Origin of the sequence: Luedemannella flava, assembly GCF_039528515.1 — a bacterium.
Taxonomy (GTDB): domain Bacteria; phylum Actinomycetota; class Actinomycetes; order Mycobacteriales; family Micromonosporaceae; genus Luedemannella; species Luedemannella flava.
In genome coordinates, this window is the sequence record NZ_BAAALT010000003.1 from 1 (window position 1) to 25,223 (window position 25,223).

At 70.9% G+C, this 25,223-nt stretch carries 21 protein-coding genes; 11 read left to right on the top strand and 10 right to left on the bottom strand.

Annotation, left to right across the window (positions count from 1 at the left end):
* The 5 genes from ABD211_RS00490 to ABD211_RS00510 form a co-directional block, all read right to left on the bottom strand.
* Positions 1-1,285, bottom strand: a 1,285-nt coding sequence (locus tag ABD211_RS00490; protein ID WP_344124994.1) for a lactate utilization protein B, incomplete at its 3' end; no start/stop codon positions are given.
* Between the two features lie 73 nt (positions 1,286-1,358).
* Positions 1,359-2,051, bottom strand: coding sequence for a (Fe-S)-binding protein (locus ABD211_RS00495; RefSeq protein WP_344124995.1), 693 nt, complete (start codon positions 2,049-2,051; stop codon positions 1,359-1,361).
* A 4-nt stretch (positions 2,052-2,055) separates the two neighbouring features.
* Positions 2,056-3,480, bottom strand: coding sequence for a rhamnulokinase (locus tag ABD211_RS00500; protein ID WP_344124996.1), 1,425 nt, complete (start codon positions 3,478-3,480; stop codon positions 2,056-2,058).
* Positions 3,477-5,516 carry a bifunctional aldolase/short-chain dehydrogenase gene (locus tag ABD211_RS00505; RefSeq protein ID WP_344124997.1) on the bottom strand — a complete coding sequence of 680 codons (2,040 nt, stop codon included), beginning with the start codon at positions 5,514-5,516 and terminating at the stop codon, positions 3,477-3,479. Before ABD211_RS00505 ends, ABD211_RS00500 begins: the two co-directional genes overlap by 4 nt.
* A gap of 259 nt (positions 5,517-5,775) precedes the next feature.
* Positions 5,776-6,318, bottom strand: a complete 543-nt coding sequence (locus ABD211_RS00510; protein ID WP_344124999.1) for a zinc-binding dehydrogenase — start codon at positions 6,316-6,318, stop codon at positions 5,776-5,778.
* A 575-nt stretch (positions 6,319-6,893) separates the two neighbouring features.
* On the opposite strand from ABD211_RS00510, the gene ABD211_RS00515 reads away from it, so the two are divergent.
* Genes ABD211_RS00515 through clpB form a run of 7 tightly spaced genes read left to right on the top strand, consistent with a single transcriptional unit; the run spans position 6,894 to position 14,923 of the window.
* Positions 6,894-7,436, top strand: coding sequence for an SRPBCC family protein (locus ABD211_RS00515; protein ID WP_344125000.1), 543 nt, complete (start codon positions 6,894-6,896; stop codon positions 7,434-7,436).
* Positions 7,433-8,608: a zinc-dependent alcohol dehydrogenase gene (locus ABD211_RS00520; RefSeq protein WP_344125001.1), complete on the top strand. Its 1,176-nt coding sequence runs from the start codon at positions 7,433-7,435 to the stop codon at positions 8,606-8,608. The genes ABD211_RS00515 and ABD211_RS00520 overlap by 4 nt, the downstream gene beginning before the upstream one ends.
* A 16-nt stretch (positions 8,609-8,624) precedes the next feature.
* A complete protein-coding gene (gene dnaK, locus ABD211_RS00525) occupies positions 8,625-10,517 on the top strand; it encodes a molecular chaperone DnaK (RefSeq protein WP_344125377.1) in 1,893 nt (630 codons plus the stop codon).
* A gap of 5 nt (positions 10,518-10,522) precedes the next feature.
* Positions 10,523-11,011, top strand: coding sequence for a nucleotide exchange factor GrpE (locus ABD211_RS00530; RefSeq protein ID WP_344125002.1), 489 nt, complete (start codon positions 10,523-10,525; stop codon positions 11,009-11,011).
* Positions 11,011-11,967 (top strand): DnaJ C-terminal domain-containing protein, encoded by a 957-nt coding sequence (locus ABD211_RS00535; RefSeq protein ID WP_344125003.1) that lies wholly within the window; start codon positions 11,011-11,013, stop codon positions 11,965-11,967. Before ABD211_RS00530 ends, ABD211_RS00535 begins: the two co-directional genes overlap by 1 nt.
* Positions 11,964-12,308, top strand: coding sequence for a chaperone modulator CbpM (locus tag ABD211_RS00540; RefSeq protein ID WP_344125004.1), 345 nt, complete (start codon positions 11,964-11,966; stop codon positions 12,306-12,308). The genes ABD211_RS00535 and ABD211_RS00540 overlap by 4 nt, the downstream gene beginning before the upstream one ends.
* The gene (gene clpB, locus ABD211_RS00545; RefSeq protein WP_344125005.1) at positions 12,299-14,923 is read left to right on the top strand and encodes an ATP-dependent chaperone ClpB; all 2,625 of its coding nucleotides are present in this window, start codon (positions 12,299-12,301) and stop codon (positions 14,921-14,923) included. The genes ABD211_RS00540 and clpB overlap by 10 nt, the downstream gene beginning before the upstream one ends.
* Before the next feature lie 102 nt (positions 14,924-15,025).
* On the opposite strand, the gene ABD211_RS00550 is transcribed toward clpB, so the two are convergent.
* Positions 15,026-15,745: a hypothetical protein gene (locus ABD211_RS00550; protein WP_344125006.1), complete on the bottom strand. Its 720-nt coding sequence runs from the start codon at positions 15,743-15,745 to the stop codon at positions 15,026-15,028.
* Positions 15,746-16,288: 543 nt separating this feature from the next.
* Here ABD211_RS00550 and ABD211_RS00555 point away from each other — a divergent pair.
* The 4 genes from ABD211_RS00555 (at position 16,289) to ABD211_RS00570 (ending at position 20,776) form a co-directional block, all read left to right on the top strand.
* Positions 16,289-17,311, top strand: coding sequence for a 5'-3' exonuclease (locus tag ABD211_RS00555; protein WP_344125007.1), 1,023 nt, complete (start codon positions 16,289-16,291; stop codon positions 17,309-17,311).
* 120 nt (positions 17,312-17,431) lie between these two features.
* Entirely contained in the window at positions 17,432-18,043 is a 612-nt protein-coding gene (locus tag ABD211_RS00560; protein WP_344125008.1) for a GntR family transcriptional regulator, read from the top strand.
* 166 nt (positions 18,044-18,209) lie between these two features.
* A complete protein-coding gene (locus ABD211_RS00565) occupies positions 18,210-19,454 on the top strand; it encodes an MFS transporter (protein ID WP_344125009.1) in 1,245 nt (414 codons plus the stop codon).
* Positions 19,451-20,776 (top strand): MFS transporter, encoded by a 1,326-nt coding sequence (locus ABD211_RS00570; RefSeq protein ID WP_344125010.1) that lies wholly within the window; start codon positions 19,451-19,453, stop codon positions 20,774-20,776. Before ABD211_RS00565 ends, ABD211_RS00570 begins: the two co-directional genes overlap by 4 nt.
* Here ABD211_RS00570 and ABD211_RS00575 read toward each other — a convergent pair.
* The 4 genes from ABD211_RS00575 to ABD211_RS00590 are packed head-to-tail and all read right to left on the bottom strand — an operon-like array spanning position 20,754 to position 25,219.
* Entirely contained in the window at positions 20,754-21,635 is an 882-nt protein-coding gene (locus ABD211_RS00575; protein ID WP_344125011.1) for an ABC transporter permease, read from the bottom strand. The two genes, ABD211_RS00570 and ABD211_RS00575, sit on opposite strands and share 23 nt — an antisense overlap.
* Positions 21,636-21,667: 32 nt before the next feature.
* The gene (locus ABD211_RS00580; RefSeq protein ID WP_344125012.1) at positions 21,668-22,624 is read right to left on the bottom strand and encodes an ABC transporter permease; all 957 of its coding nucleotides are present in this window, start codon (positions 22,622-22,624) and stop codon (positions 21,668-21,670) included.
* A gap of 13 nt (positions 22,625-22,637) precedes the next feature.
* Positions 22,638-24,200 carry an ABC transporter substrate-binding protein gene (locus ABD211_RS00585; protein WP_344125013.1) on the bottom strand — a complete coding sequence of 521 codons (1,563 nt, stop codon included), beginning with the start codon at positions 24,198-24,200 and terminating at the stop codon, positions 22,638-22,640.
* Between the two features lie 2 nt (positions 24,201-24,202).
* Positions 24,203-25,219 carry an NAD(P)-dependent oxidoreductase gene (locus ABD211_RS00590; RefSeq protein WP_344125379.1) on the bottom strand — a complete coding sequence of 339 codons (1,017 nt, stop codon included), beginning with the start codon at positions 25,217-25,219 and terminating at the stop codon, positions 24,203-24,205.
* Positions 25,220-25,223 lie beyond the last annotated feature (4 nt).

Sequence of the window (25,223 nt, forward strand, 5' to 3'; positions counted from 1 at the left end):
GGCGGCCCGCCGAGGCGAACGTGGCGGCGGCGACGGCCATGACGGCGCGTTCGCCGCGGTGGCCGCGCTGCCCTTCGACGACCTTGGCGCGCAGGTGGACCAGCACCTCCGGGATGTCGATGCGGACCGGGCACGCCTCGAAGCAGGCGCCACACAGGCTCGACGCGAACGGCAGGGACGCGGTCTGCTCGTCGACCGGGTGGCGGTTGATGCCGCGCAGCTGCGGGGTGAGGATCGCGCCGATCGGGCCCGGGTATGCCGAGCCGTAGGCCTTGCCGCCCGTGCGTTCGTAGACGGGGCACACGTTCAGGCACGCGGAGCAGCGGATGCAGCGCAGCGCCTGGCGGCCGACCGGGTCGACGAGCGTGTCGGTGCGGCCGTTGTCGAGCAGGATGAGGTGGAACTCCCGCGGGCCGTCGCCGGGCGTCACGCCGGTCCACACGGACGTGTACGGGTTCATCCGCTCGGCCGTGGAGGAGCGCGGCAGCAGTTGGAGGAAGACCTCCAGGTCCCGCCACGTCGGCAGGAGCTTCTCGATGCCCAGGACGGTGACGAGCACCTCGGGCAGGGTCAGGCACATGCGGCCGTTGCCCTCGGACTCCAACACCACAATCGAGCCGGTCTCGGCGATGGCGAAGTTGCCGCCGGAGACGGCCATACGGGCACGCAGGAACTTCTCCCGCAGGTGCAGCCGGGCGGCCTCGGCCAGCTCGGCCGGCGCGTCGCCGATGCCCTCGGGCGCGGGGCGGCCGACCGCGCCCATCTCGCGGACGAAGATGTCGCGGATCTCGGCGCGGTTGCGGTGGATGGCCGGCACGAGGATGTGCGACGGCAGGTCGTGGCCGAGCTGGACGATCAGCTCGGCGAGGTCGGTCTCCCAGACGTCGATGCCCTCGCGCTCGAGGGCGGCGTTGAGCTCGATCTCCTGGGTCGCCATCGACTTGACCTTGACGATCTCGTCGACCTCGTGCTGCTTGGCGATCCGCGTGACGATCGCGTTGGCCTCGGCGGCGTCGCGGGCCCAGTGGACCACCCCGCCGGCCTCCGTGACCTTCTGTTCGAGGTGGGTGAGCAGCTCGGGCAGCCGGGCCAGGACGTCGTCCTTGATGGCCGCACCGGCCTCGCGCAACGCCTCCCAGTCGGGCATCTCGGCGATGGCACGCAGGCGCCGGTCCCGGATCGTCGTCGTGGCGCGGTCCAGGTTCGCCCGCAGCTGGGCGTCCCGCAATGCCACCCGGGCCGCCTCCGGGAACGGCGGCATGCCGAGAAACGTCGGCGTGCTCATGCCGTCACCTCCGCTGCGCTCCGGCGCCGGCATGAGTCAGACCTGAGCTGATGATTCGCTCGCTGACGCTCGCTCATGTCGAGGCCAGGATCTCAGCGAGGTGCATGGTCCTCACCGGCGAGGCAGAACGCGACATCAGGCCACCGATGTGCATGAGGCAGGACGTGTCGGTGCTGGTCAGCACGTCGGCGCCGCTGCTGGCCACGTCGGCGACCTTGTCCTCGCCCATGGCGACGGACGTCTCCGGGTTCTTCACGCTGAACGTACCGCCGAAGCCGCAGCACTCCCGTGGGCTGGCCAGGTCGACCAGGGTCAGCCCGTCGACAGCGCGCAGCAGCCGGTGGGGCCGGTCGCCGACCTTCAGCAGGCGCAGCGAGTGGCAGGTCTCGTGCAGCGCCACCCGGTGGGGGAACACCGCGCCCACGTCCGTCACGCCGAGCACGTCGACGAGGAACTCGGTGAACTCATAGGTCGGCGGGGTGGCGACCGCCGGATCGACGACCTGGTGGAAGTGGCGCACCATCGAGGCGCACGACGCCGACGGCGTGACCACCGCCTCGTACCCGGCAAAGGTTTCGGCGAAGCCGCGCGCCAGGGGGACGCACTCGCGGCGGTACCCCGAGTTGAAGTGCATCTGGCCGCAGCAGGTCTGCGCCGCCGGGAAGTCCACCTCGACACCGAGACGCTCCAGCACCGTCACCGTGGCCTTGCCGGCCTCCGGGAACAGCGTGTCGTTCAGGCAGGTGACGAACAGCGCGACCCGCATCGCCTCACCTCACTCCGATCCGCGCCGCGGCCGCGTCCCAGGCCTTGGCCGCCGCCCGGTCCGGTTCGAACCGGCGGGTCGGCTGCGACGCCCGGACCACGGCCCGCAGGCTCGCCAGGTCGCGCGGGCCGCCGTCCGCGCCCGCCTGCACGAGCACATTACCGAGCGCCGTCGCCTCCACTGGCCCGGCGACCACGGGCAGGCCGCACGCGTCGGCGGTGAGCTGGCACAACAGGTCGTTGCGCGACCCGCCGCCCACGATGTGCACCTGGTCGACGTCGCGCCCGGACAGCTCCGCCGCCCCGCGCACCGCGGCCCGGTGGGCGACGGCCAGGCTGTCGAACACACACCGGGCGTACGCCGCGGGCGAGGCCGGCACGGGCTGGTCGGTGCGCCGGCAGTACGCGTCGATGCGTGCCGGCATGTCGCCGGCCGGCAGGAAGGTCGGGTCGTCCGGGTTGACGACGCTCACGAACGGCGGCGCGGTGTACGCGGCGGCGACCAGGTCGGCCGTCTCGGCCGACAGACCGACGGCCCGCCAGGCGCGCTGGCACTCCTGCAGCAGCCACAGTCCCATGACGTTGCGCAGGTAGCGGATCGTGCCGTCCAGCCCGGCCTCGTTCGTGAACCCGGCCGCCCGCGAGGCTTCAGTCAGCACGGGCGACGGGAGCTCCACGCCGACGAGCGACCAGGTGCCACACGAGATGTAGGCGAACCGGTCGCCCGTTGCCGGCACCGCCGCCACGGCGGAGGCCGTGTCGTGCGACCCGACTGCCACGAGCGTGCCGTCCAGGCCGGTCGCGGCGCGCAGCGGGCCGATCACCGTGCCCGGGTCGCGCAGCCGCGCGAACAGGTGCCGGGGCAGGCCGGCGGCGGCGATCAGCTTGTCGTCCCAGTCCCGGGCGATCGCGTTGTACAGCTGCGTCGTGGACGCGTTGGTGCGCTCCGCGCCCCGCTCGCCGGTCAGCCAGTACGCGAAGAGGTCCGGCAGCATGAGCATGCCGCCGGCCGCCGCGAGCCGGGCGGGATCGTCGGCGCGCAGCTGGTAGAGCGTGTTGAACGGCTGCTGGGCGAGGCCGGTGCGGCGGTACATCTCGGCCGGGTCGAGCGGGTCGACGCGGTCCCCGGTGCGCCGGTCGCGGTAGTGGTACGGCAGCCCCAGCAGCGCGCCGCCGGCGTCGAGCAGGCCGTAGTCGACGGCCCACGAGTCGATGCCGGCCGACCGGGGCCGGTGCGGCTCCGCGGCGCGCAGCCCGGCCAGCACCTCCTTGTACAGGCCGAGCACGTCCCAGTGCAGCCCGTCGGGCAGCTCGACCGGCTCGTTGGCGAACCGGTGCACCTCGGTCAGCTCGACCCGGTTCCCGTCCACCGCGCCGACGATCACCCGGCCGCTGGACGCGCCGAGGTCGACCGCGACGTAGGCGCTCATCGCAGGAACGCGGCCGCCACGCCCGCGTCGACCGGGATGTGCAGGCCGGTGGTGTGCGACAGGTCGCCGGCGGTCAGCGCGTACACGGCGTTGGCGACGTGCTCGGGCAGCACCTCGCGCTTGAGGATGGTGCGCTGGGCGTAGTACGCGCCCAGCTCCTTCTCGGGGACGCCGTAGACCGCGGCGCGCTGGGCGCCCCAGCCGCCGGCGAAGATTCCCGAACCGCGGACCACGCCGTCCGGGTTGACCCCGTTCACGCGGATGCCGTGCGCGCCCAGTTCGGCGGCGAGCAGCCGGACCTGGTGGGCCTGGTCGGCCTTCGTCGCGCCGTACGCGACGTTGTTGGGGCCGGCGAAGACGGAGTTCTTGCTGGAGATGTAGACGATGTCGCCGCCCATGCCCTGCGCGACCATGGCGCGGGCGCTCTCGCGCGAGACCAGGAACGAACCCTTGGCCATGACGTCGTGCTGCAGGTCCCAGTCCTGCTCGGTGGTCTCCAGCAGTGGCTTGGAGATGGACAGGCCGGCGTTGTTGACGACCAGGTCGACGCCGCCGAACGCCAGCGACGCCGCCGCGACGGCGGCCGCGACCTGCGCCGCGTCGGTCACGTCCACCGCGACGGCGACCGCGACGTCGGAGCCGCCCAGCTCGGCGGCGACCTTCTCCGCGGCCCCCGCGTCCCGATCGGCCACGACCACGCAGGCGCCCACGGCGGCCAGTCGGTGCGCGATGGCCCGGCCGATGCCCGACCCGCCGCCCGTGACCAGCGCGACCCGGGTCGCGAGCGGCTTCGGCTTCGGCATGCGCCGCAGCTTGGCCTCCTCCAGCGCCCAGTACTCGATGCGGAATTTCTCGGACTCGTCGATCGGGGCGTAGGTCGACACCGCCTCGGCGCCACGCATGACGTTGATGGCGTTGACGTAGAACTCGCCGGCGACGCGGGCGGTCTGCTTGTTCGCGCCGTAGCTGAACATGCCCACGCCCGGGACGAGGATGATCGCGGGGTCGGCGCCGCGCATCGGCGGGCTGTCCGGGGTGGCGTGCCGCTCGTAGTACGCCGCGTAGTCGGCCCGGTACTGCTCGTGCAGCTCCTTCAGGCGCGCGGTCACGTCTTCGCGGGACGCGGTCGCCGGCAGGTCCAGCACCATCGGGCGGACCTTCGTGCGCAGGAAGTGGTCGGGGCACGAGGTGCCCAGCGCGGCCAGCCGGGGGTGCTCGGCGCGGGCGAGGAAGTCCAGCACGACGTCGGCGTCGGTGAAGTGCCCGACCTGCGGCCGGTCGGCCGATGCCAGCCCGCGCAGCAGCGGAGCGAGTTCGGCCGCCCGCGCCCGGCGCGCCTCCTCCGGCAGCGCCTCGAAGCCCGCGACCACCGGCCCGAACGGCTCCGCCGACCCGGTCTCGATCAAAAACCTTTCCGCGGTACGGATGATGTCGAGCGAGTTCGCCTCGCACTCGGCGCTCGTCGCGCCCCATGCCGTGATCCCGTGCCCGCCGAGGATGGCGCCGACCGCCTGCGGGTTCGCCGCTTGGATCGCCGCGATGTCCAGGCCGAGCTGGAAGCCCGGGCGCCGCCACGGGACCCACACCACGCGGTCGCCGAAGCACCGGCGGGTCAGCTCCTCGCCGTCGGCCGCCGTGGCCAGCGCGATGCCGGAGTCGGGGTGCAGGTGGTCGACGTGCGGGGCGTCGACGAGCCCGTGCATCGCGGTGTCGATCGACGGCGCCGCCCCGCCACGCCCGTGCAGGCAGTAGTCGAACGCCGCCACCATCTCGTCCTCCCGGTCCTCGCCGGGGTAGACGCCGGCCAGGTCCCGCAGCCGGTCCAGGCGGAGCACCGCGAGGCCGGCCTCGGTCAGGGTGCCGAGGTCGCCGCCGGAGCCCTTGACCCACACCAGCTCGGTCGGCTCGCCGGTGACCGGGTCGGTCGCCGTGCCCTTCGCGGAGGTGTTGCCCCCGGCGTAGTTGGTGTTGCGCCGGTCGGCGCCGAGCCGGTTGGATCGATCCAACAGCTCCGCGACGGCGTCGGGGATGGTCATGAGCGTTCCGTCCTCGGGTGGTGGTGGCGTAGGCCATGAACCGTTTCAATTCCCGGGCGATCGTATGCAGAGCGCTCGCGGGGCGTCAAGAAGCAGCCGGACCCGTAAACGGCTCAGGGCGCGGACCTTGTGGTCCGTGCCCTGGATTCTGCGATGGGTCTTCGCGCCCGTGTTGCCGTAGATTGAGAGCTTGCAATGAGAAGGTGTTGGCCGGGTTACGTCGTCGAGGGTGGGACGACGCCGATCGTGTGCAGCACCTTCACGTACAGGCGCTGGTCGCCGGTGGCGACGGCCAGCGCCAGGCCGGGGCCGCGGCGTAGAAGCCCGCCCGCGCCAGCCGGGTCGGCGCGACCGGGCTGATGAGCTGGCGGAACCGGTCGAAGATCGGCGGCTCGGGCCCCTCGTCGGGCCGCATGAGGTGCGGAACGTACGTGACGGTCAGCTCCCGGGCCTGGATCGCGGCCACCGGTAGCGGGGCGTCGGCGTGCGCGCCCATGCCGACGAGCATCGCCGTCCCGGCCGGTCGCAGCGCCGCGATCGCCGACCGGACCACCGCCTCGGCGCCGGTGCACTCCAGGAGTAGGTCCGGCTCGACGGCGGCCAGGTCCGGCCGCGTACGCGCGTCGATCGCCTGGTCGATGCCCAGTTCGGTGGCCAGGCGCAGCCGGTCGTCGTTGACGTCGACGATGGCCACGTGCGTCCCGATCCAGCCGTGCTCGAAGTAGTGCACGTCCGAGCCGCAGACGCCGACCGACGCGACCCGCACCGTCGCGCTGGTGGCGCAGCCACGCGAGAGCCGCACGCCCGCCCGTGTGCGGATCGCCGCCGAACTCGTGGTCCGCGCGTCCACCCCGGCGACCGCCGACTGACACTGCGACGATCACCATCGGGTGGTTCAGGTGGAGTGCCGTTGCGCTGCTTGCGCGGGCTTCGGTATCGGTCCTCACGGCGTGAACATGTTCGCGCCGACCGTGAACAGCAGGATCGAAGCAAGGATCATCACCAGGCGGCCGGGTCGGCCCAACGGCTGCACCTCCGCCCGATGAGTGCCCACGCGCGATCGTCCCGGGTCCGGCGGTGCAGTCTCCATGTTGCGGTCGTTGGTGCGGTTAGGTGGGTTCCCGGTGGGTAACCGGCTTGGGTCAGCGGCACTCCCGGGTCGCCGTGGACTGGAATCGATCTGATACGGAGGCCACCCGTTACTCGACCGGCAGCTCGAGAGCAGTCAGGTCAGGCCGGACGAGAGACAGCGGCGAGGGCGGAGGCTTGGCTGGATGGGTCTCGGTCCGGGCGTGGCACAGCTGGCAGCGCCGCTGGGGCGTCACCTTGGCGAGAAAGATCGGCTCTGCGGCGTGGGGCAGGCACCGAGGAGGACCCATGGAACTGACGGCCACGACAACCATCCGCAAACCCGTACCGGAGGTCTACGCGTTCTGGCGCGATCTGGAGAACCTGCCGGCGTTCATGGCGCATCTCGAGAAGGTCCGCGTCACCGGTGACCGGACGAGCCACTGGGTCGCCAGTGCCCCGTTCGGAAAGAACGTCGAGTGGGACGCGGAGATCGTCGACGAGGTGCCGGGCGAGAAGATCGGATGGCGGTCGACTGATGACGCGGACGTGCCGAACGCCGGCACGGTCCGGTTCGTGCCCGCGCCGGACGGTGTGAGCACCGAGGTGCGCGTCGTCCTGGTGTACGACATTCCGGGCGGCACGGTGGGCAAGGCGGTTGCCAAGTACTTCGGCGAGGAACCGCACCAGCAGGTCGACGACGACCTGCGCCGGCTCAAGCAGGTGCTGGAGACCGGCGAGGTGGTCCGTTCCGACGGCGCCCCGTGGGGCAAGCGGGCCCGCGAGGAGTTCCCTCAGCGTCCCGCGCAGCCGCTGTCGGACGCCGAACGCGCGAAGGGATCGGACCGGTGAGGGCGAACACCTGGGCGGGCCGCAACAAGGTCGAGGTCCGTGACGTGCCGGACCCGAAGATCCTCAACAGCCGCGACGCCATTGTCCGGATCACCTCAACCGCGATCTGCGGCTCGGATCTGCACCTGGTCAACGGGTATGTGCCCACGATGCAGGACGGCGACGTCATGGGCCACGAGTTCATGGGCGAGGTGATCGAGGTCGGCGCGGGGGTACCCGCGGAAAAGCTGCGGGTCGGCGACCGGGTCGTCGTGCCGTTCCCGATCGCGTGCGGCGCGTGCGCCGCCTGCGCCGCCGAGTTGTACTCCTGCTGCGAGAACTCCAATCCCAACGCCGGGATCGCGGAGAAGATGTTCGGCCACCCGCTCGCCGGGATCTTCGGCTATTCGCATCTGACCGGGGGCTTCGCCGGCGGTCAGGCACAGTACGCGCGGGTGCCGTTCGCCGATGTCGGCCCGTTGAAGATCGAGTCGGAGCTGACCGACGAGCAGGTGCTGTTCCTGTCCGACATCCTGCCCACCGGCTACATGGGCGCGGAGATGTGCGACATCCAGCCGTCCGACGTGGTGGCGGTGTGGGGCGCCGGCCCGGTCGGCCAGTTCGCCATGGACAGCGCCCGCGTGCTCGGCGCAGCCAAGGTCATCGCCATCGACAAGGAGCCGTACCGGCTGCAGATGGCCGAACGCGCCGGCCACACGCCGGTGAACTTCGAGGAGGTCGACGTGCGGTCCCGGCTGCTGGAACTGACCGGTGGGCGGGGACCGGACAAGTGCATCGACGCGGTCGGTATGGAGGCCACCCACGGCAGCGCGCATATCCACGCGTACGACCGGGTCAAGCAGGCCATCCGGTCGGAGACCGACCGCCCGCACGCGCTGCGCCAGGCGATCCTGTCGTGCCGCAGCGGCGGCGTGGTCTCCGTGATCGGCGTGTACGGCGGTTTCATCGACAAGTTCCCCGCCGGCGCGTGGATGAACCGGTCGCTGACCCTGCGTACCGGCCAGTGCCACGTGCAGCGCTACATGAAGCCGCTGCTGCAGCGCATCGAGCGCGGCGAGATCGATCCGACCCGGATCATCACCCACACCCTGCCGCTCGACGAGGCCGCACACGGCTTCGACATCTTCAAGAACAAGCAGGACAACTGCGAGAAGGTCGTCCTCAAACCCTGACGTGGAGGGCATGACCATGCCGAAGGCAGTGGGTATCGACCTTGGCACGACGAATTCGGTGATCGCCACCATGGAGGGCGGTCAGGCCGCGGTCATCCCGAACGCGGAAGGGTCCAGGACGACGCCGTCGGTGGTGGCGTTCACCGAGGCGGGGGAGCGGCTGGTCGGCCAGCTCGCCCGCCGGCAGTCGATCCTGAATCCGAAGGGGACGATCTACTCGGCGAAACGTTTTATCGGCCGGCGGTACGACGAGGTGGCCAGTGAGCTCAACGCGGTCACCTTCGACGTGGTGTCGGGGCCGGACGGTGCCGTGCGGTTCAAGGTGCGCGACAGGCTCTACGCGCCGGAGGAGGTCTCCGCGCTGGTACTGCGCAAGCTGGTGGAGGATGCCTCGAAGTACCTGGGCGAGAAGGTGACCGAGGCGGTCATCACGGTGCCGGCGTACTTCAACGACGCGCAGCGGCAGGCGACCAAGGACGCCGGTCGCATCGCCGGGCTGGACGTGCTGCGGATCATCAATGAGCCGACCGCGGCGGCCCTGGCCTACGGGCTGGACAAGCGCCAGCACGAGACGGTTCTGGTGTTCGACCTCGGCGGCGGGACGTTCGACGTGAGCCTCCTCGACGTCGGGGACGGCGTGGTGGAGGTGCGGGCGACGGCCGGCGACACCCATCTGGGCGGGGACGACCTCGACCGGCGCGTCGTCGACCACCTGGCCGACGAGTTCCAGCGCTCCGACGGTATCGACCTGCGCCGCGACCCGCAGGCGTTGCAGCGGTTGTTCGAGGCGGCGGAGCGGGCGAAGGTGGAGCTGTCCTCGGTCAGCCAGACCACCGTGAACCTGCCGTTCATCACGGCCGACGCGAACGGGCCCAAGCACCTGAACATGACGCTGACCCGGGCCAGGTTCGAGGATCTCACCCGGGACCTGATCGAGCGCTGCCTCGGCCCGGTCGAGCGGGCCATGACCGACGCGAAGGTCACCGCGAACGACATCGACGAGGTGATCCTGGTCGGCGGGTCGACCCGGATCCCGGCCGTGCAGCAGCTGGTGCGCCGCCTGACCGGCGGCAAGGACCCGAACATGACGGTCAACCCGGACGAGGTGGTCGCGCTCGGCGCCGCCATCCAGGCCGGGGTCATCAAGGGCGAGGTCAAGGACGTACTGCTGCTGGACGTCACCCCGTTGTCGCTGGGCGTGGAGACGATGGGCGGCCTGATGACGAAGGTCATCGAGCGCAACACGACGATCCCGGCCCGCCGGACCGAGGTGTTCAGCACCGCCGAGGACAACCAGCCGGCCGTCGACATCGTGGTGCTGCAGGGCGAGCGCGAGCGGGCCGCCGACAACCGGGTACTGGGCCGGTTCCGGCTGGAGAACATCCGGCCGGCTCCGCGCGGGGTACCGCAGATCGAGGTCACCTTCGACATCGACACCAACGGCATCCTGAACGTCACCGCCCGGGACTCCGACACCGGCGCGGAGCAGCGCATCACGATCAGCGAGACGACGAACCTGGACACCTCCGAGATCGAGCGCATGGTCGCCGACGCGGAACGGAACCGGGACGCCGACACCCGCCTGCGCCAGCTCATCGACGCCCGCAACGAGCTCGACGCGGCCGCCTACCAGGTGGAGCACCGGCTGGGCGAGCTGGGTGACGCGGTGCCGGTCCACGAGAAGGCCCGGGCCGAGACCCTCGTCGCCGACGCCCGCCAGGCCATCAAGGAGGAGGCGCCGCTGGAGCGCCTGCGGTCGCTGACCGGCGAGCTGCGGCAGGTCTACCAGAGCCTGGGTGCGGCGGGCGTCCCGCCGCCGCGCCGGGAGCCGTCCGATGGCCAGCCGGGCGGCCAGTCCGGTGGTGCTCAGGACGACGACGTCATCGATGCCGAGTTCAGCGCGGGGTGAGGGGGATGACCGACGAGCAGGCGACCGACCCGCCGACCGTGGAGTCGGCCGAGGCCAGCGAGCTGCGGGCCCGCGTCGCTGAGCTGGAGGACCGGTGGCGGCGCGCGCTCGCCGACTTCGACAACCTGCGCAAGCGGGTCGCCCGCGAGTCGGCGACCCAGCGTGACGCCGAGCGGGCCCGGGTGGCGGGGCTCTGGCTGCCGGTCGTCGACAACCTCGATCTCGCCCTGGAGCACGCGGCCGACGACCCGTCCGCGATCGTGGAAGGCGTCCGGGCGGTCCGGGAGCAGGCTCTCGACATCCTGGCCCGGCTCGGGTTCCCCCAGCGTTCCGACGTGGGGGAGCGGTTCGACCCGGCCGGGCACGAGGCGGTGGCCGCCGTCTCCGTCCCGGACACGTCGCCCGGCACCGTCGTGCAGGTGGTACGGCCGGGGTACGGGGCCGGCGAGCACCTGTTGCGTCCGGCGGCCGTGGTCGTGGCGAAGGGCGACTGATGGCGGCCCGGCGCGACTTCTACGAAGCCCTGGGAGTGGCGAGAAGCGCCAGCCGGGATGAGATCCAGCGGGCCTACCGGAAGCTGGCGCGGCAGTACCACCCGGACATGAACAAGGAGCCGGCCGCCGAAGAGCGGTTCAAGGAGATCTCCGAGGCGTACGACGTGCTGTCCGACCCGGACGCCCGCCAGCGGTACGACCAGTTCGGCCCCGGCTTCCGCCAGGTCGCTGCGGGCGTCGACCCGCAGGCCTGGGCCGCGCGCGGCCGGGCGGGCCCCGGTGCCCGACCCGGCGCCGGCGCGCGGCGCGGTGGCGGCCCAGGCTCCGGTCCGGACGTCTGGTTCGACGCGGGTTCCGCCGACGATATCGGTCTCGATGACCTGCTCGGTGGCTTCTTCGGCGGCCGTGGCCGGCGTGGCTGGGGCCCGATTGCGGGAGCCGACCAGGAGGCGGAGCTCACTCTCACGGTCGACGAGGCATACCGGGGCGGGCGCCGGCGGGTCTCGCTCGACGGGCGCGACCTCGCCGTCACGATTCCGGCCGGGGTCGCCGACGGCCAGCGGATCCGGCTCGCCGGCCAGGGTGGACGGGGTACCGACGGCGCCGCCCCGGGCGACCTCTACCTCGTCGTCCGCCTGGCGCCGCACCCGCGCTACCGGGTCGACGGCAGGGACATCACCGTCGACCTGCCCCTGACGCCCTGGGAGGCGGCGCTCGGCGCGTCGGTCGCGATCGACACCCCGGGTGGCGAGACCAAGGTGAAGGTACCGGCCGGCACGTCGTCCGGGCGGCGGCTGCGGCTGCGCGGACGGGGCCTGCCGCACCCCCGGGGTAGGCCCGGGGACCTGTACGCCGAAGCCAAGATCATGGTGCCCGCCACGCCGTCCGACGACGAGCGGCGGTTGTTCGAGCAGCTCGCCGCGGTGTCCACGTTCGACCCCAGGAGGCAGCGGTGAGCTATCCCCTCGTCCCGTCGTCCACGCTCGCCGGCCGCGGCCCGGATCCCGGGTGCCGCGACGTCGAGTCGTTCGCCCGCGCGACCCGGCTCCATCCGGACGTGGTCCGCCACCTCGTGGTACTCGGGCTGCTCGACCCGCAGCGCGACCGGGCCGGCCGGCTCTGGTTCCCGCCGGCGCAGCTCGTAGTCGCGGCCCGCATCCAGCGACTGCGCAGCGCGTTCGCCCTCAACTACGCCGCCATCGGGCTCGTCCTCGACCTGCTCGACCGCGTCACCGAGCTGGAACGCGAGCTGCGCACGGCGCCACAGAGACCCGCCGGAGGCCGGTCATGGACCTGAACCGCCTGACCCAGAAGTCGCAGGAGGCCCTGCACGACGCGCAGACGAAGGGGCTGCGCTACGGGCACACCGAGGTCGACGGGGAACACCTGTTGCTCGCGCTGCTCGACCAGCCCGAGGGCCTGGTGCCCCGGCTGCTCGACGCGGCCGGCACCGATCCCGACAAGTTGCGCGCGCGACTGGAGGACGAGCTGGACCGCCGCCCCCGGGTCAGCGGACCGGGCGCCGCACCCGGCCAGGTCTACGTGACCCAGCGCCTGGCCCGGTTGTTCGACGCCGCCGAGCGGGAAGCGAAGCGGCTCAAGGACGAGTACGTGTCGGTCGAGCACCTGGTGATCGCTCTGCTCGACGAGGGCTCCGCAACGGCCGCCGGGCGGCTGCTGCAGGCCGAAGGGCTGACCCGCCAACGTTTCCTGGAGGCGTTGACCGGGATCCGCGGCAACCAGCGGGTCACCTCCGCGATGCCGGAGGTCGCGTACGAGGCGCTGGCCAAGTACGGCCGGGATCTGGTCACCGACGCGGCCGCCGGAAAACTTGACCCGGTCATCGGGCGCGACAGCGAGATCCGGCGTGTGGTGCAGATCCTGTCCCGCAAGACGAAGAACAACCCGGTCCTCATCGGGGATCCGGGCGTCGGGAAGACCGCGATCGTCGAAGGGCTGGCCCAGCGGATCACCCGCGGCGACGTGCCCGAGGGGCTACGCGACAAGATCGTCTTCGCGCTGGACATGGGTTCGCTGGTCGCCGGCGCCAAGTACCGGGGCGAGTTCGAGGAACGGCTCAAGGCGGTACTGGGCGAGGTGCGCGCCGCCGAGGGTCGGATCCTGCTGTTCGTGGACGAGCTGCACACGGTCGTCGGCGCCGGGGCGGCCGAGGGCTCGATGGACGCGGGCAACATGCTCAAGCCGATGCTCGCCCGGGGCGAGCTGCACATGATCGGCGCGACGACCATCGACGAGTACCGCAGGCACATCGAAAAGGACGCCGCGTTGGAGCGCCGGTTCCAGCCGGTGCTCGTGGAGGAACCCTCCGAGGAGGACGCCATCTCGATCCTGCGCGGGCTGCGCGAACGCCTGGAGGTGTTCCACGGTGTGAAGATCGCCGACAACGCGCTCGTGTCCGCCGTGGTGCTCAGTCACCGGTACATCTCCGACCGGTTCCTGCCCGACAAGGCCATCGACCTGGTCGACGAGGCGTGCGCGATGCTGCGTACCGAGATCGACTCGATGCCGGCCGAGCTGGACGAGCTGACCCGTCGGGTGACCCGCCTGGAGATCGAGGAAGCGGCGCTTGCCAAGGAGGACGACCCGGCCAGCCGGGTCCGGTTGGAGCAGCTGCGCAAGGAGCTGGCCGACCTGCGCGCGGAGGCCGACGCGCTGCGCGCGCAGTGGGACGCCGAACGCCAGGCGCTCAGGCGGGTGCAGGAGCTGCGCCAGGAGATCGAGCAGGTCCGCTACGAGGCGGACGAGGCCCAACGCCGGTACGACCTCAACCAGGCCGCGGAACTGCGCCACGGCCGGCTGCCCGAGCTGGAGCGCCGGCTGGAGGCCGAGGAGCAACGGCTGTCGGCGAAGCAGGGCGGCAGGCGGCTGCTGCGCGAGGTGGTCACCGAGGAGGAGATCGCCGGGATCGTGTCCCGCTGGACCGGCATCCCCGTCAGCCGCCTCGCGGAGGGTGAGCGGGAGAAGCTGCTGCGGCTGGACGAGATCCTCCACGAGCGCGTGATCGGGCAGGACGAGGCCGTGCAGCTGGTGGCCGACGCCATCATCCGCGCCCGGTCCGGCATCAAGGACCCGCGCCGGCCGATCGGGTCGTTCGTCTTCCTCGGGCCGACCGGGGTCGGCAAGACCGAGCTGGCCAGAGCGCTGGCCGCCGCGCTGTTCGACACCGAGGAGAACATCGTCCGCCTCGATATGAGCGAGTACCAGGAGCGGCACACGGTCAGCCGGCTCGTCGGGGCGCCGCCCGGCTACGTCGGATACGCGGAGGGCGGGCAGCTCACCGAGGCGGTGCGCCGAAAGCCGTACTCGGTGGTGCTCTTCGACGAGATCGAGAAGGCGCACACGGACGTGTTCAACACCCTGCTCCAGGTCCTCGACGACGGCCGCCTCACCGACGCGCAGGGCCGCACGGTCGACTTCCGCAACACCGTGATCATCATGACCTCCAACATCGGGTCGGCGTACCTTCTCGACGGCGTCACCGCCGACGGTGAGATCAAGGAGGACGCCCGCAACGCGGTGCTGGGCGAGCTACGCGGGGACTTCCGTCCCGAGTTCCTCAACCGCGTCGACGACATCGTGCTCTTCAAGCCGCTGACCCAGGCGGAGATCGAGCGCATCGTCGAACTCATGTTCGCCGATGTCCGCGCCCGGCTGGCCGAAAGGCGGATCCGCCTGGAGCTGAGTGAGGACGCCGGCCGGTTCATCGCCAGGCGTGGCTACGACCCGGTGTACGGAGCGCGGCCACTGCGTCGCTTCATTGCCCGCGAGGTAGAGACGCGCGTCGGCCGCGCGCTGCTGGAGCGGGAGGTCCGCGACGGCGCGCTGATCCGGATCGACGTCAAGGGCGACGAACTGACCGTCGCCTTCGAGAACTCCCCGGAGGCTGTCTGAAGCCGCCCCGGTGGGCCGGACAGGTTGTCCGGCCCACCGCGGCGACGTCGATCCCTGGTGTGTCCACCGGGTTCACGCCGGCCCGCGAGTACCGGCAGGTGCTCAGGACATCACGCAGGCGCGCCCGTTGACCGTGCATGACACCGAAGTGGGCGCCTTCTGGTCTGAGATGTCGAACTGCACCCGTAGCGTCTGGCCGTTTCCCGCCGCCAGCGGGGCGCCCGCGGTAAATGTCCAGCTGTTGCCGGTCCGACCGACCTTGGGAGACGGGGCGCCGTCGACCCAGGCCGCGGCGTTTGCCGTGATTCCGCTGCCGTAGGTGAGCAGGATGGTCCAGCTCTGCTGGCTGGCGGTGTCGTTGTGGAGCACCACGGACGCCTGGAAGCGCCCTGTCCAGACGACGTCGAGTGAGTAGGTCCCCGCCAGGGTCGCGGTGGCGGGCGTGGTCCCGGGCTCGGTCGGGGTGGGTCTGGTCGCGGTGGGGCGCGACCGGGCGGCGGTCGTGGGAACCGGACCGGCCGCTTTCGTGGTGGTCGGGGCCCTGGCCGGCGATCCTATGACGCCGTCGGTCCCGGGGCTCGGCGTGCCGGCCTGCGACGGCGGTGCGCCCGAGGTCGCCGCGCCGGACGGCGGGACTTCCAGCGGCGCCGTCGGGACGTACGCGGCCGTCGGCGCACCGTTGCCGGTCACCGGTTCCGCTGGGCCTTTGGCGCGGCCGACGTCGACCAAGGCCCACGCGCCGCACGCTATGACGAGCACCACGATGGCGATGAGTGCCACCGGTCCGGGCTCGCGCGGGAACGACGGCAGGCGCCGGCGCACATTCGGCTCCTGCGCCGGCCTCGCGGCGGAATGTCTGCCCACGGCCAACACGATCTCCGATCCGCCGTTCGGCGCGCAACCGCGCGGGGCGCTCCGCCCGGACCAACTCGGGGTGGCCGGAACGGGAAGCCCACTCCGGGAGCCCTGGCGGCGAGAGGACTGGCAGTGGATCGCGAAGCCCTCGGGGTACATTCCCGACATGGATCACCCGCGGCGGCGGTCGAGGAAAGGACCCAACATCGCCTGGGGAGTGGCCTTTGGATGCCTCATGATCACCATAGCGGCACGCGCACCCTTCCTGCCGTTTCACGGGACGCGATGGGACATAGCCCTGTGGGCCGTCCAGGGCATCTTGATGGCCCTCGTGGCCGTCCTCGTTTGGTGGGAGCGGCGCGGCAAGGCTGACCAGTCCGGGGTCGCCGAATCGTGCCGACACGATCGGGAGCACCCTGGGAGACGATGACAGGCACAAGCGGGAGTACGACGCGAAGCGTCACCGTCACCCTGACTGTGACCCGAGGCCTGTGCTATTACGCTGTCACCGTGTTGCCCGCCTCCGCTCCGCTGCTGCTCGTGCTGGACGGCAACAGCCTCCTGCACCGGGCATACCACGCGGCGCCGTTCGGGGAGATCCTCGACAAGCAGGGGCGCCCTGTCTGGGCCATCAGGGGACTGGTAAGCCTCGTGGCCCGGGCCGCGGCGCGGACCAGACCGGACGCCGTCCTGATCGGGTTTGACTGCGCCGAGCATTCCGCCCGCAAGGACGACTTCTCCGGCTATAAGGCGCACCGCGCGGAGAAACCGGCCGAGCTCGTCGAGCAGTTGCTGGTCGCACCTGAGCTGCTCCGGGCGGCGGGGCTGGGTACGGTCGTGCCGACGTCCTACGAAGCCGACGACGTGCTCGCCAGTGCCGCCGCCCACGCCCGCCGCGCGGGCTGGCGGTCCGTGGTGGTCACCAGCGACCGGGACTCGTTCGCGCTCATCGACGCGTCCACGTCGGTGTTGCGGGTGCGCAACGGGGGTCTCGACGAGGCGACGCTGATGACGGCGACGACGCTCACCGCGCTCTGCGGCGTAGAACCCTGGCAGTACCGTGACTTCGCGGCGCTGCGCGGCGACCCGTCGGACAACCTGCCCGGGGTGCGGGGATTCGGCGCCGCCACGGCCGCCCGGCTGCTGGCCGGGTTCGGCACGGTCGATGCGGCCTGGGCGGCTCAGGACGGCGGGGATGAGCAGGCGGTGCGGGCCGTCGTGGGCTCCGCGGCCAGCGCCGCCCTGGCCGATCCGGCCATGCGCGAGGCGGTGGAGCGCAATCGCCGGCTCATGCGGATGCGGGACGATCTGCCGATGCCGGCGCTGGACTCGGTCCGCCTGCCGGTGCCGTTCGGCCGGATGAAGCGGGCCCTGGCGGAGCGTGGGGTCTTCCTCGGCCCGTCGCTGTGGGCCTTGACCGGCGGCATTCCTCCGGCGGGTGAGGACGACCAGGTGCAGGTTCCGCAGCCGTGGATGTGGTCACCGCGTTCCCGCCGCCGGGAACCCCTACCAGGACAGCTCGCCCTGTTCTGATGCTGACCGGGGGGCTAAACTATGGATTGTGCATAAGTGCGGGGAGGGACCGTCATAGCCACGCCACCCAGGCCGACCGTCGCGCGGGCCGCCAAGACCGCCCAGTCCTGGGCGGTCGACGTGCTCCGCGAGCAGATCATGTTGGGGCAGATCCGGCCCGGCGATCGGCTGCGTCAGGTCGAGATCGCCGCTGAGCTGGAGCTGTCCACGACACCCGTGCGCGAGGCCTTCCGCTCGCTGGCGACGGAGGGCCTGGTGCAGATCGACGAGCACCGCGGTGTCGTCGTCCGCAAGCTCACTCTCGAGGAGTGCATCGAGATGCAGGAGCTGATCGCCATCGTCGAACCGGACAACCTGCGCCACGCCGTGCCGCGGATGGACGCGGCGACGCTGGCCGAGGCCGATGCCATCTGCCGGAAGATGGACCGCGCCGATGTCGGCAACCGCTATGCGTTGCTCAACCGCGAGCTGCACCTCACGTTGGCCCGGGCGTCCGGCCGTCAGCGGGCCATCGCCCTGTTGGCTGAGCTGCTGACCCTCAACGCTCTGCACGTTCCGTCCGACAGCACCCGGCTGCCCGGCCGCCGGGCGCAGGCACAGCGGGAACACCGCGCGCTGGTGGAGGCGGCCCGTGCCGGCGACGCCGAAGAGGCCGCGCGCGTGGTGTACGAGCACTGCCAGCCGATTCTGACGCTGCTGAGGGGCGACCTCGCGCGCAACGGCAACGGGTAAGGGCGCCGGTCGGGCTTTGTTGCGACAGGGCACCGTTCTGTAAGCAGTTCGTTTCACCCCTTGTCCGATCGCCCATGCATGGTCCACGCTCTCGGGAGAGAATATTATGCACAATCCATAGTCCACAGCTGCGGAGGGAGCGGGCGCGCAAATGATCAAAGGTGCGGTGGGCGACTCCCGTACCGCGGTCTCCGCCCCGGCGGTGGCCCTGATCGTCATCTGCCAGAGCATGCAGGGCTTCTCGCTCGGCGGCATCGCCCTCTTCCTGCCGCTGATCCGCGACGACATCGGGTTGACCTTCGCGGAGGCGGGCACGCTGGGCGCCGTTTCGCTGCTGGTGTTCGCGGCCATGCAGGTGCCGGCGGGCTACCTGGCGGACCGGTTCGGGCCCAAGCGCCTGTTCCTGCTCGGATTGCTCGGACTCAACCTCTGCTCCCTGGCGTTCGCGCAGCTGCACTCGTTCGAGGCCCTCCTCGTCAACCAGGCACTCTCGGGCCTCGCCCGGTCCTTCGTCTTCGCGCCCGGGCTGCTCCTCATTACCCACGAGTTCCCGGCCGAACGCCGGGCGACCGCGCTCGGGCTCTACGTGGCCGGCGGTTTCTCCTCCAACGTGCTGCTCAGCCTGGTCGGCCCGGTGCTGGTGGGCGTTGTCGGGTGGCGATGGATCTTCGTCGGCTTCTCCGTCCTCGGTCTCGCGGTGACGCTGCTCTACTGGCGCGTCGGGAGTCCGGGGCCGGCCGGTCAGCGCGACTCCTACGTGCGGCTGCGGGAGCTGCCTCGCCTGCTCGCCCATCCGGTCATGTGGGTCGCGGGCGGCGTCCAGTTCGTCCGGTACTCCGTGGTCAATGGTGTTGGGTTCTGGCTGCCGAGCTACCTCGTGGCCGACAAGGGCTTCTCCCTGCACACGGCCGGGTTGTTGCTGGGCGCGGCGGCGGTCGTGACCGCGCCGTCGAACTTTCTCGGCGGCCACGTATCCGACCGGCTGCAGCGTCCCGCGCTGGTCATCGGGGTGTCGTTGGCCGTGCTCACGGTGACTCTCCTGGTGCTGGCCTCGGCCCGGTCGACGCCCGTCGTGGTCGGTGTGGTCCTGCTTCAGGCGGTGTTCCTCCAGTTCTACTTCGGGCCGCTCTTCGAGATCCCCACGAGGGTGCTCGGCGACCGCACCGCCGGGCTGACCAGTGGCTGGTCCAACCTCTGGGCGAACGTCGGCGGCCTGACCTTCGCCTTCGGGCTGGGCCAGGCCAAGGACGTGACCGGATCGTTCGCCGTCGGCCTGTACGCGATGGTCGGCCTCTGCCTGCTCGGCCTGGTGGGCGCGTACGCACTCTCGGTCCTCCTGGCCCGGTCGCGGGAACAGGAACAGGCGCAGGCACCGCAGTTCGCCGCCGCCAGCGCCGAGCGCGGCTTGTGAACTGGCGGGCGGTTGCCCGAGCCGGGTCGCGGAAACGCCCGACGTCGGCGGGGGAGCCCGGCGCGTTCGCCGCGCTGTCCATCCCGCTGTTCCGGGCCATGTGGCTCGCGGAGTTCGCCGGCGACGTGGGCAACTGGATGCACACGGTCGGCGCGCAATGGGTGATCATCGGACATCCGGACGCCGTGCTGTTCGCGGCGCTCCTGGTGGGGGCCGCGCGCATGCCGAGCCTGGCGCTGGCGGTCCCCTTGGGCGCGATCGCCGACCTGTTCGACCGGCGCCGGCTGCTCCTGTGGTCACAGGCCTTCCAGGTGGTGGTCGGCGCGGCCCTCGCCGTCGCGAGCCTGCTCGGACGGCTGACGCCGGTCGCGTTGCTGGCGTTCACGCTGCTGCTCGGACTCGGCTCCGCGCTGTCCATGGTGGCGTTCCAGGCCCTGGTGCCCCAGTTGGTACCGCCGTCGCGACTGCATTCCGCGGCCGCCCTGACCCAGGTGAACCTGAACATCGCCCGGGTGGTGGGGCCGATGCTCGGCGGTCTGCTCGTCGCCGTGATCGGACCGACGTCGGTCTTCGCCCTGGACGCGCTGTCCTACCTGGTCTTCGTGGTCGTCCTGTGCTTCTGCACGGTCCCCGGCCGGCCGCCCGGTCCGCGCCCGCAGTTCCGGCACGCGCTCGTCGAGGGCGTCGGCTACGTCCGGCGTTCGGTCCTGATGCGGCGGATCCTGGTCCACTCGTTCCTGACCGGGATCCCGTGCGCCGCCGTCTGGGCGCTGCTGCCCTCGGTGTCCACGCTGCGTCTCGGCGCCGGTGCGCCCGGGTACGGTCTGCTCCTCGCGGCCGCCGGCGTGGGCAGCATCTGCGGGGCCGCGCTCCTGCCGCTCGTACGTCGATGGGCGAGCGACAACGCGAGCCTGATCCTCGGCAGTGTGGTCACGGCCGCGGCGCTGGCCGTGCTGGGTGCGGTGGACAGCCTCGCGGGCGCGGCGCTGGCGTTGTTCGCCTTCGGTACCGCCTGGATGGTCATGCAGACGCCGTTGGCCGCCACCATGCAGCTGATCGCCCCCGACTGGGTGCGGGGGCGGGCGATGGCCCTGTTCCAGACCGTGCGTACGGGAAGCCAGTCGCTCGGCGCGGTCGGGTGGGGCCTGCTGGCGACGAACCTCGGGCTGCTCGCGGCAGTCGAGGTGTCCGCGGCGGCCATGGCGCTCGCGGCGCTGCTCGCCGTGTGCTGGCCGGTCGGCCCGGGAAGGCGCGCGGCCGGCCAGCCGGACGAGGAGCACGTTCAGCGAGCGGCGACGGTCATCCCTCGACTGCCCGGTTGACGCCGGCCGCGGCCTGGGCGATGCCGTCGGTGACGAGGTTCGCCCCGACCGTGAGGACGGCGATGGCGATGATGGGCAGCAGGACGCTCATGGGTGCCAGGGTCAGGCCGTTCTGGTTCTCCTGGATCATCAGGCCCCAGTCGGCCGCCGGCGGACCCGAGCCCAGCCCCAGGTAGGCGAGCCCCGCGATCGCGCCGATGGACTGGGTCAGCCGCAGGCCGAACTCGACCGTCAGCGGCGCCGCGATGTTCGGCAGGATCTCGCTGGCCAGGATCCGCCGGGTGGGCGTGCCGGTGCCCTCGGCGTAGCGAACATAGTCCGAGTCGCGTACCTGCATCGTCGATGACCGCACGATCCGCGCGGTGTACGGCATGATGCCCAGACCGACGACGCCGACCAGCACCCAGTCGTGGGGCCCGCTCACGGTGATCAGGAGCAACGCGAGCACGATGCCGGGGAAGGCGAGGAGCAGGTCCGCCAGCCGCATGACCGCCTCGTCGGCGAACCGGGTCGAGTAGCCGGCGAGCAGCCCCAGCGCCGTTCCGGTCCCGACGCCGAGGACGGTGCCGAGAAACGCGATAACAAGGATCGACCGACCGCCGAGGAGGAACCGGCTCAGCACGTCGCGGCCGAGATTGTCGGTGCCCAACGTCGCGACGTCGGAGTTGGCGAGGAAGGGAATGTCGACGAACTCGGTCGCACTGTATGGCGCGAGGAACGGACCCACCATCGCCACCGCGACGAGCAGGCCGACGGCGACGAGCCCGATCCGGGTACGCCGCAGGCCGAGCGCCTGCCGGAGGAATCCGCGGTGCCGGCGCATCGGCGTGGTGACAGAGGTCGGTGCGGTGACGGTCATGGGTGCGTTCCCCACCTTTCCGGGTACGGGGTTCACAGCAGTTTCGTCCGCAGGCGCGGCGTGGCGAAGGCGACGGCGAGGTCGGCCAGCAGATTGATCACAACGCAGATCGCCGCGAGCAGCACGACGATCGTCTGGACCACGGGGACGTCGCGATGGTTGACCGCCTGCACGAGCTCGTAGCCGACGCCCGGGTAGGAGAAGACGGTCTCGACCACGATGATGCCGCCGGTGAGGAAGAGCAGCGTCAGGGCCAGGGCCTGGATCATCGGCCCCAGACCGTTGCGCAGGGCGTGCCGGAAGATGACCCGCCGCTCAGGCAGCCCTTTGAGCCGCGCCAGCATGATGTAGTCGCTCTGCAGTACGTCGATCATGGCTGCGCGGACCATGCGGATCGGGTAGGGGATCATCGACAGCACGGCCGCGATCATGGGCGCCACCACGAGATCGAGCTGCAGCCAGACCGACTTCTCCGGATCGATGATGCTGGCGGCGGGCAGCCAGTGAAAGACGTTCGTCGCGAAGAAATAGATGACCAGTACGCCGATCGCGAAGCCCGGAATCGCGCTCAGCACCAGCGTGAGGACCGAGTTGACGTTGTCGAAGGCGCGGCCGTTGCGGATCGCGCTCAGCGTGCCGATGCCGATCGCGAGCGGACCCATCACGAGCATGGCCATGATGCTGAGCACCGCCGTGTTCTCCATGCGGCTGCCCACGATGTCGGAGACGCTCAGGCTAGACACCAGGGAGCTGCCCCACTCGCCGGTGAACAACCCCTTGATCCACGTTACGTACTGGGTGAGCAGGGGCTGGTCGAGGCCGAGCTGGCGGGTCAGCGACTCGAACTGCTCCGGGGTGGCGTCATGACCAAGCAGGCTGGTCACTGCGTCGCCCGGCAGCAGGTGGATCGTCACGAAGACGAGCACCGATATCAGCCACAGCATGAGCAGTCCACCGGCCAGCCGGCGGATCAGCATAGATTTGATCATGACGCCCTCCGCGTTACTTGAACGAGACCAGCCGGTAGCGCCACGCGCCCAGACTCCAGCCGTTGGAGTTGAACGGCGTGAAGCCGGTGAGGTTCTTGCTGTACACATCGAGGTTGTTCTTGAAGGTGTGGACGATGTCGGGGCCCATCTCGTAGAACCGCTGGAAGAGCTTGCCGCCCAACTCCTTCTGCAGGGCCGGGTCGGTCGTCTTCAGCAGGTCGCGGTAGATGGCGTCGCCCGCGGGGTCGTCCCAGTGGCTGTCGTTCGCGCCGCCGCCCTTCAGGAACCGCCCGGAGTAGCTCAGACCGATGACGCTCGCGGCCCAGTAGCCGTTGGTGAAGGGCCAGTCCTTGAACTTGGCGTCGTACGCGGTGGGTGACAGGTTCTCGATCTTCACCGTCACGCCGGCGGCCGCGGCCTGCTGCGCGAACACCTGGGCCGAGTTGACCAGTCCGCCGTTCTCGGGGGTGGTCGTCAGCGTGACCGTCATGCCCTCGAGGCCGGCGGCCTTGAGCAGGGACTTGGCCTGGTCGATGTCCTGCACCCGCTGGGGCAGGGTGGGGTAGGCCGGGTCGGCCGGGTTGGGCATGTCGTTGGCGATCTCGGCGTACCCGCTGTAGGCCTGCTTCACCATCGCCGGTCGGTCGACCATGAGCCGGAACGCCTGACGCACCCGGACGTCGTTGAAGGGTGCCAGGTCCACCCGCATGGTGATCGGCTGGTAGAAGCCCGACTTCGTGATCATCGTCTCGAACTTGCTGGACGACCCGATCTGGGCCAGCACGGTCGGGTCCACACCGTCGATCGCGTCCACCTGGCCGGCCAGCAGGGCGGCCGTCCGCGAGGTGTTGTCGGCGAACGTGATGATGTGGACCTCGTCGAGGTAGGGCTGGCCCTCCAGCCAGTAGTTCGGGTTGCGCACGAAGACGCTGCGGGCACCCGGGGTGAAGCTCTTGTACTTGAACGGTCCGGTCCCGACCGGGTTCGCCGGGTCGTAGTCGGTCGGCAGGATGCTGGTCGTGGCCGACCCCCACCGCTTGGGGAACATCGAGTCCGGCGTGATGAGGTTGAACTGCACCGTACGGTCGTCGATCTTCTTGAGATCGTTCGGGTTGACGGCCGCGAGCGCGGTCTTGGCCCGGCCGTAGTTGTCCGGGTTGAGGATCCGCCGGACCGTGAAGATCAGGTCGTCCGCGGTCAGCGTCTTGCCGTGGTGGAACTCGACACCCTGCCGGAGCCGGACCGTGGCCACGGTCGCGTCGGCGTTCAGCTCGATGGACTCGGCCAGCGCGAACTCCAGGTGGTACGGCAGCTCCGAGCTGAGGTACATCAGGCTGTCGTACAGGTTCTGCGACCGCTGCTGGTCCATGTCGGTGGAGCTGAAGTGGGCGTCCAGGGTGTCCTTGGTGCCACCGATGCTGCCGACGCGCAGCGTGCCGCCGCGCTTGGGCGGTCCGCTCGGCGACGGGTTCGACGAGGAGTCGGGGGTGGAGGTGCCGCACGCGGCCAGTGCGGCCAGACCGATGGCGCCCGTGCCGCCGGCGAGGAAGGAACGTCGGGAAAGTGGAGGAGCCATGGTTACACCTTTCGGGTGGCGACGATGTCGGCGACGATCGCGTTGGCGATCGCCAGGGTCTGGGCACCGCGGGAGTCGTGCGTCGCGCCGCCGTTGTGGGGGGTGAGGACGACGTTGTCCATCGCTCGTAGGGCGAGCGGGATGTAGGGGTCGTGCACGACGGGGGGCTCGTGCCAGTACACGTCGAGCCCGGCGCCGGCGATGACGCCGTCGCGAAGCGCGCGGATCATCGCGTCCTCGTCGACCAGCCGGCCACGGCCGACGTTGATGAAGTACGCCGTGGGCTTCATGAGGGCGAACTCGCGCTCGCCCATCAGGCGCAGGTTGCGGTCCTCGAAGTTGGCGAGCATGCAGACGTAGTCGCCGCGCGCGATCAGCTCATCCGGGTCGCCGACCCACTCGACGCCCAGCTCCGCCTCCTCGGCCTCGGAGAGTGCGGTCCGCTTGGTGTACAGCACGGTCATGTCGAGCGCGCGGAGCTTGCGTACGGCCTGCCGCGCCACCCTGCCCAGGCCGTAGAGCGCGACGGTCTTGCCGGTGCAGCCCTGGCCCATCAGGTCCATCGTCATTTCCTGGAAGAACCCGTTGCGGCGGCAGTACCTGTCGGCCTCCACGACCCGGTAGGCCAGATTGAGGATCAGGGCCACCATCAGGTCCGCTGTGGCCCGCGGGTTGAGCCCGTAGCCGTTAAGGCTCCACCCGCCGTCGGCCGGCGGCGCCGGGCGGTCGGCGATGAGCAGCTTGATGCCGGCCTTCTCGCAGGCGTCGACGGCGTGCAGTTCCGGCCGGGCGGCGGCGAGGCCGTAGCCGCGCAGCTCAGGGTTCGCCGCGACCATCGACTCCGAGATTGGCGTCGAATGCATGCAGAAGATGTAGTCCGACCGGCGCGCGGCACTCTCCAGCTCGCCGATACTCACCTCGCGGTGGGCCCAGGGAAAGACCTCGACCTCGCCATACTCGCGCAGCCGGTTCAGCGCGACGTCGGGAACCGGCTGCGAAACGAAGATCTTCGGTACCATCACG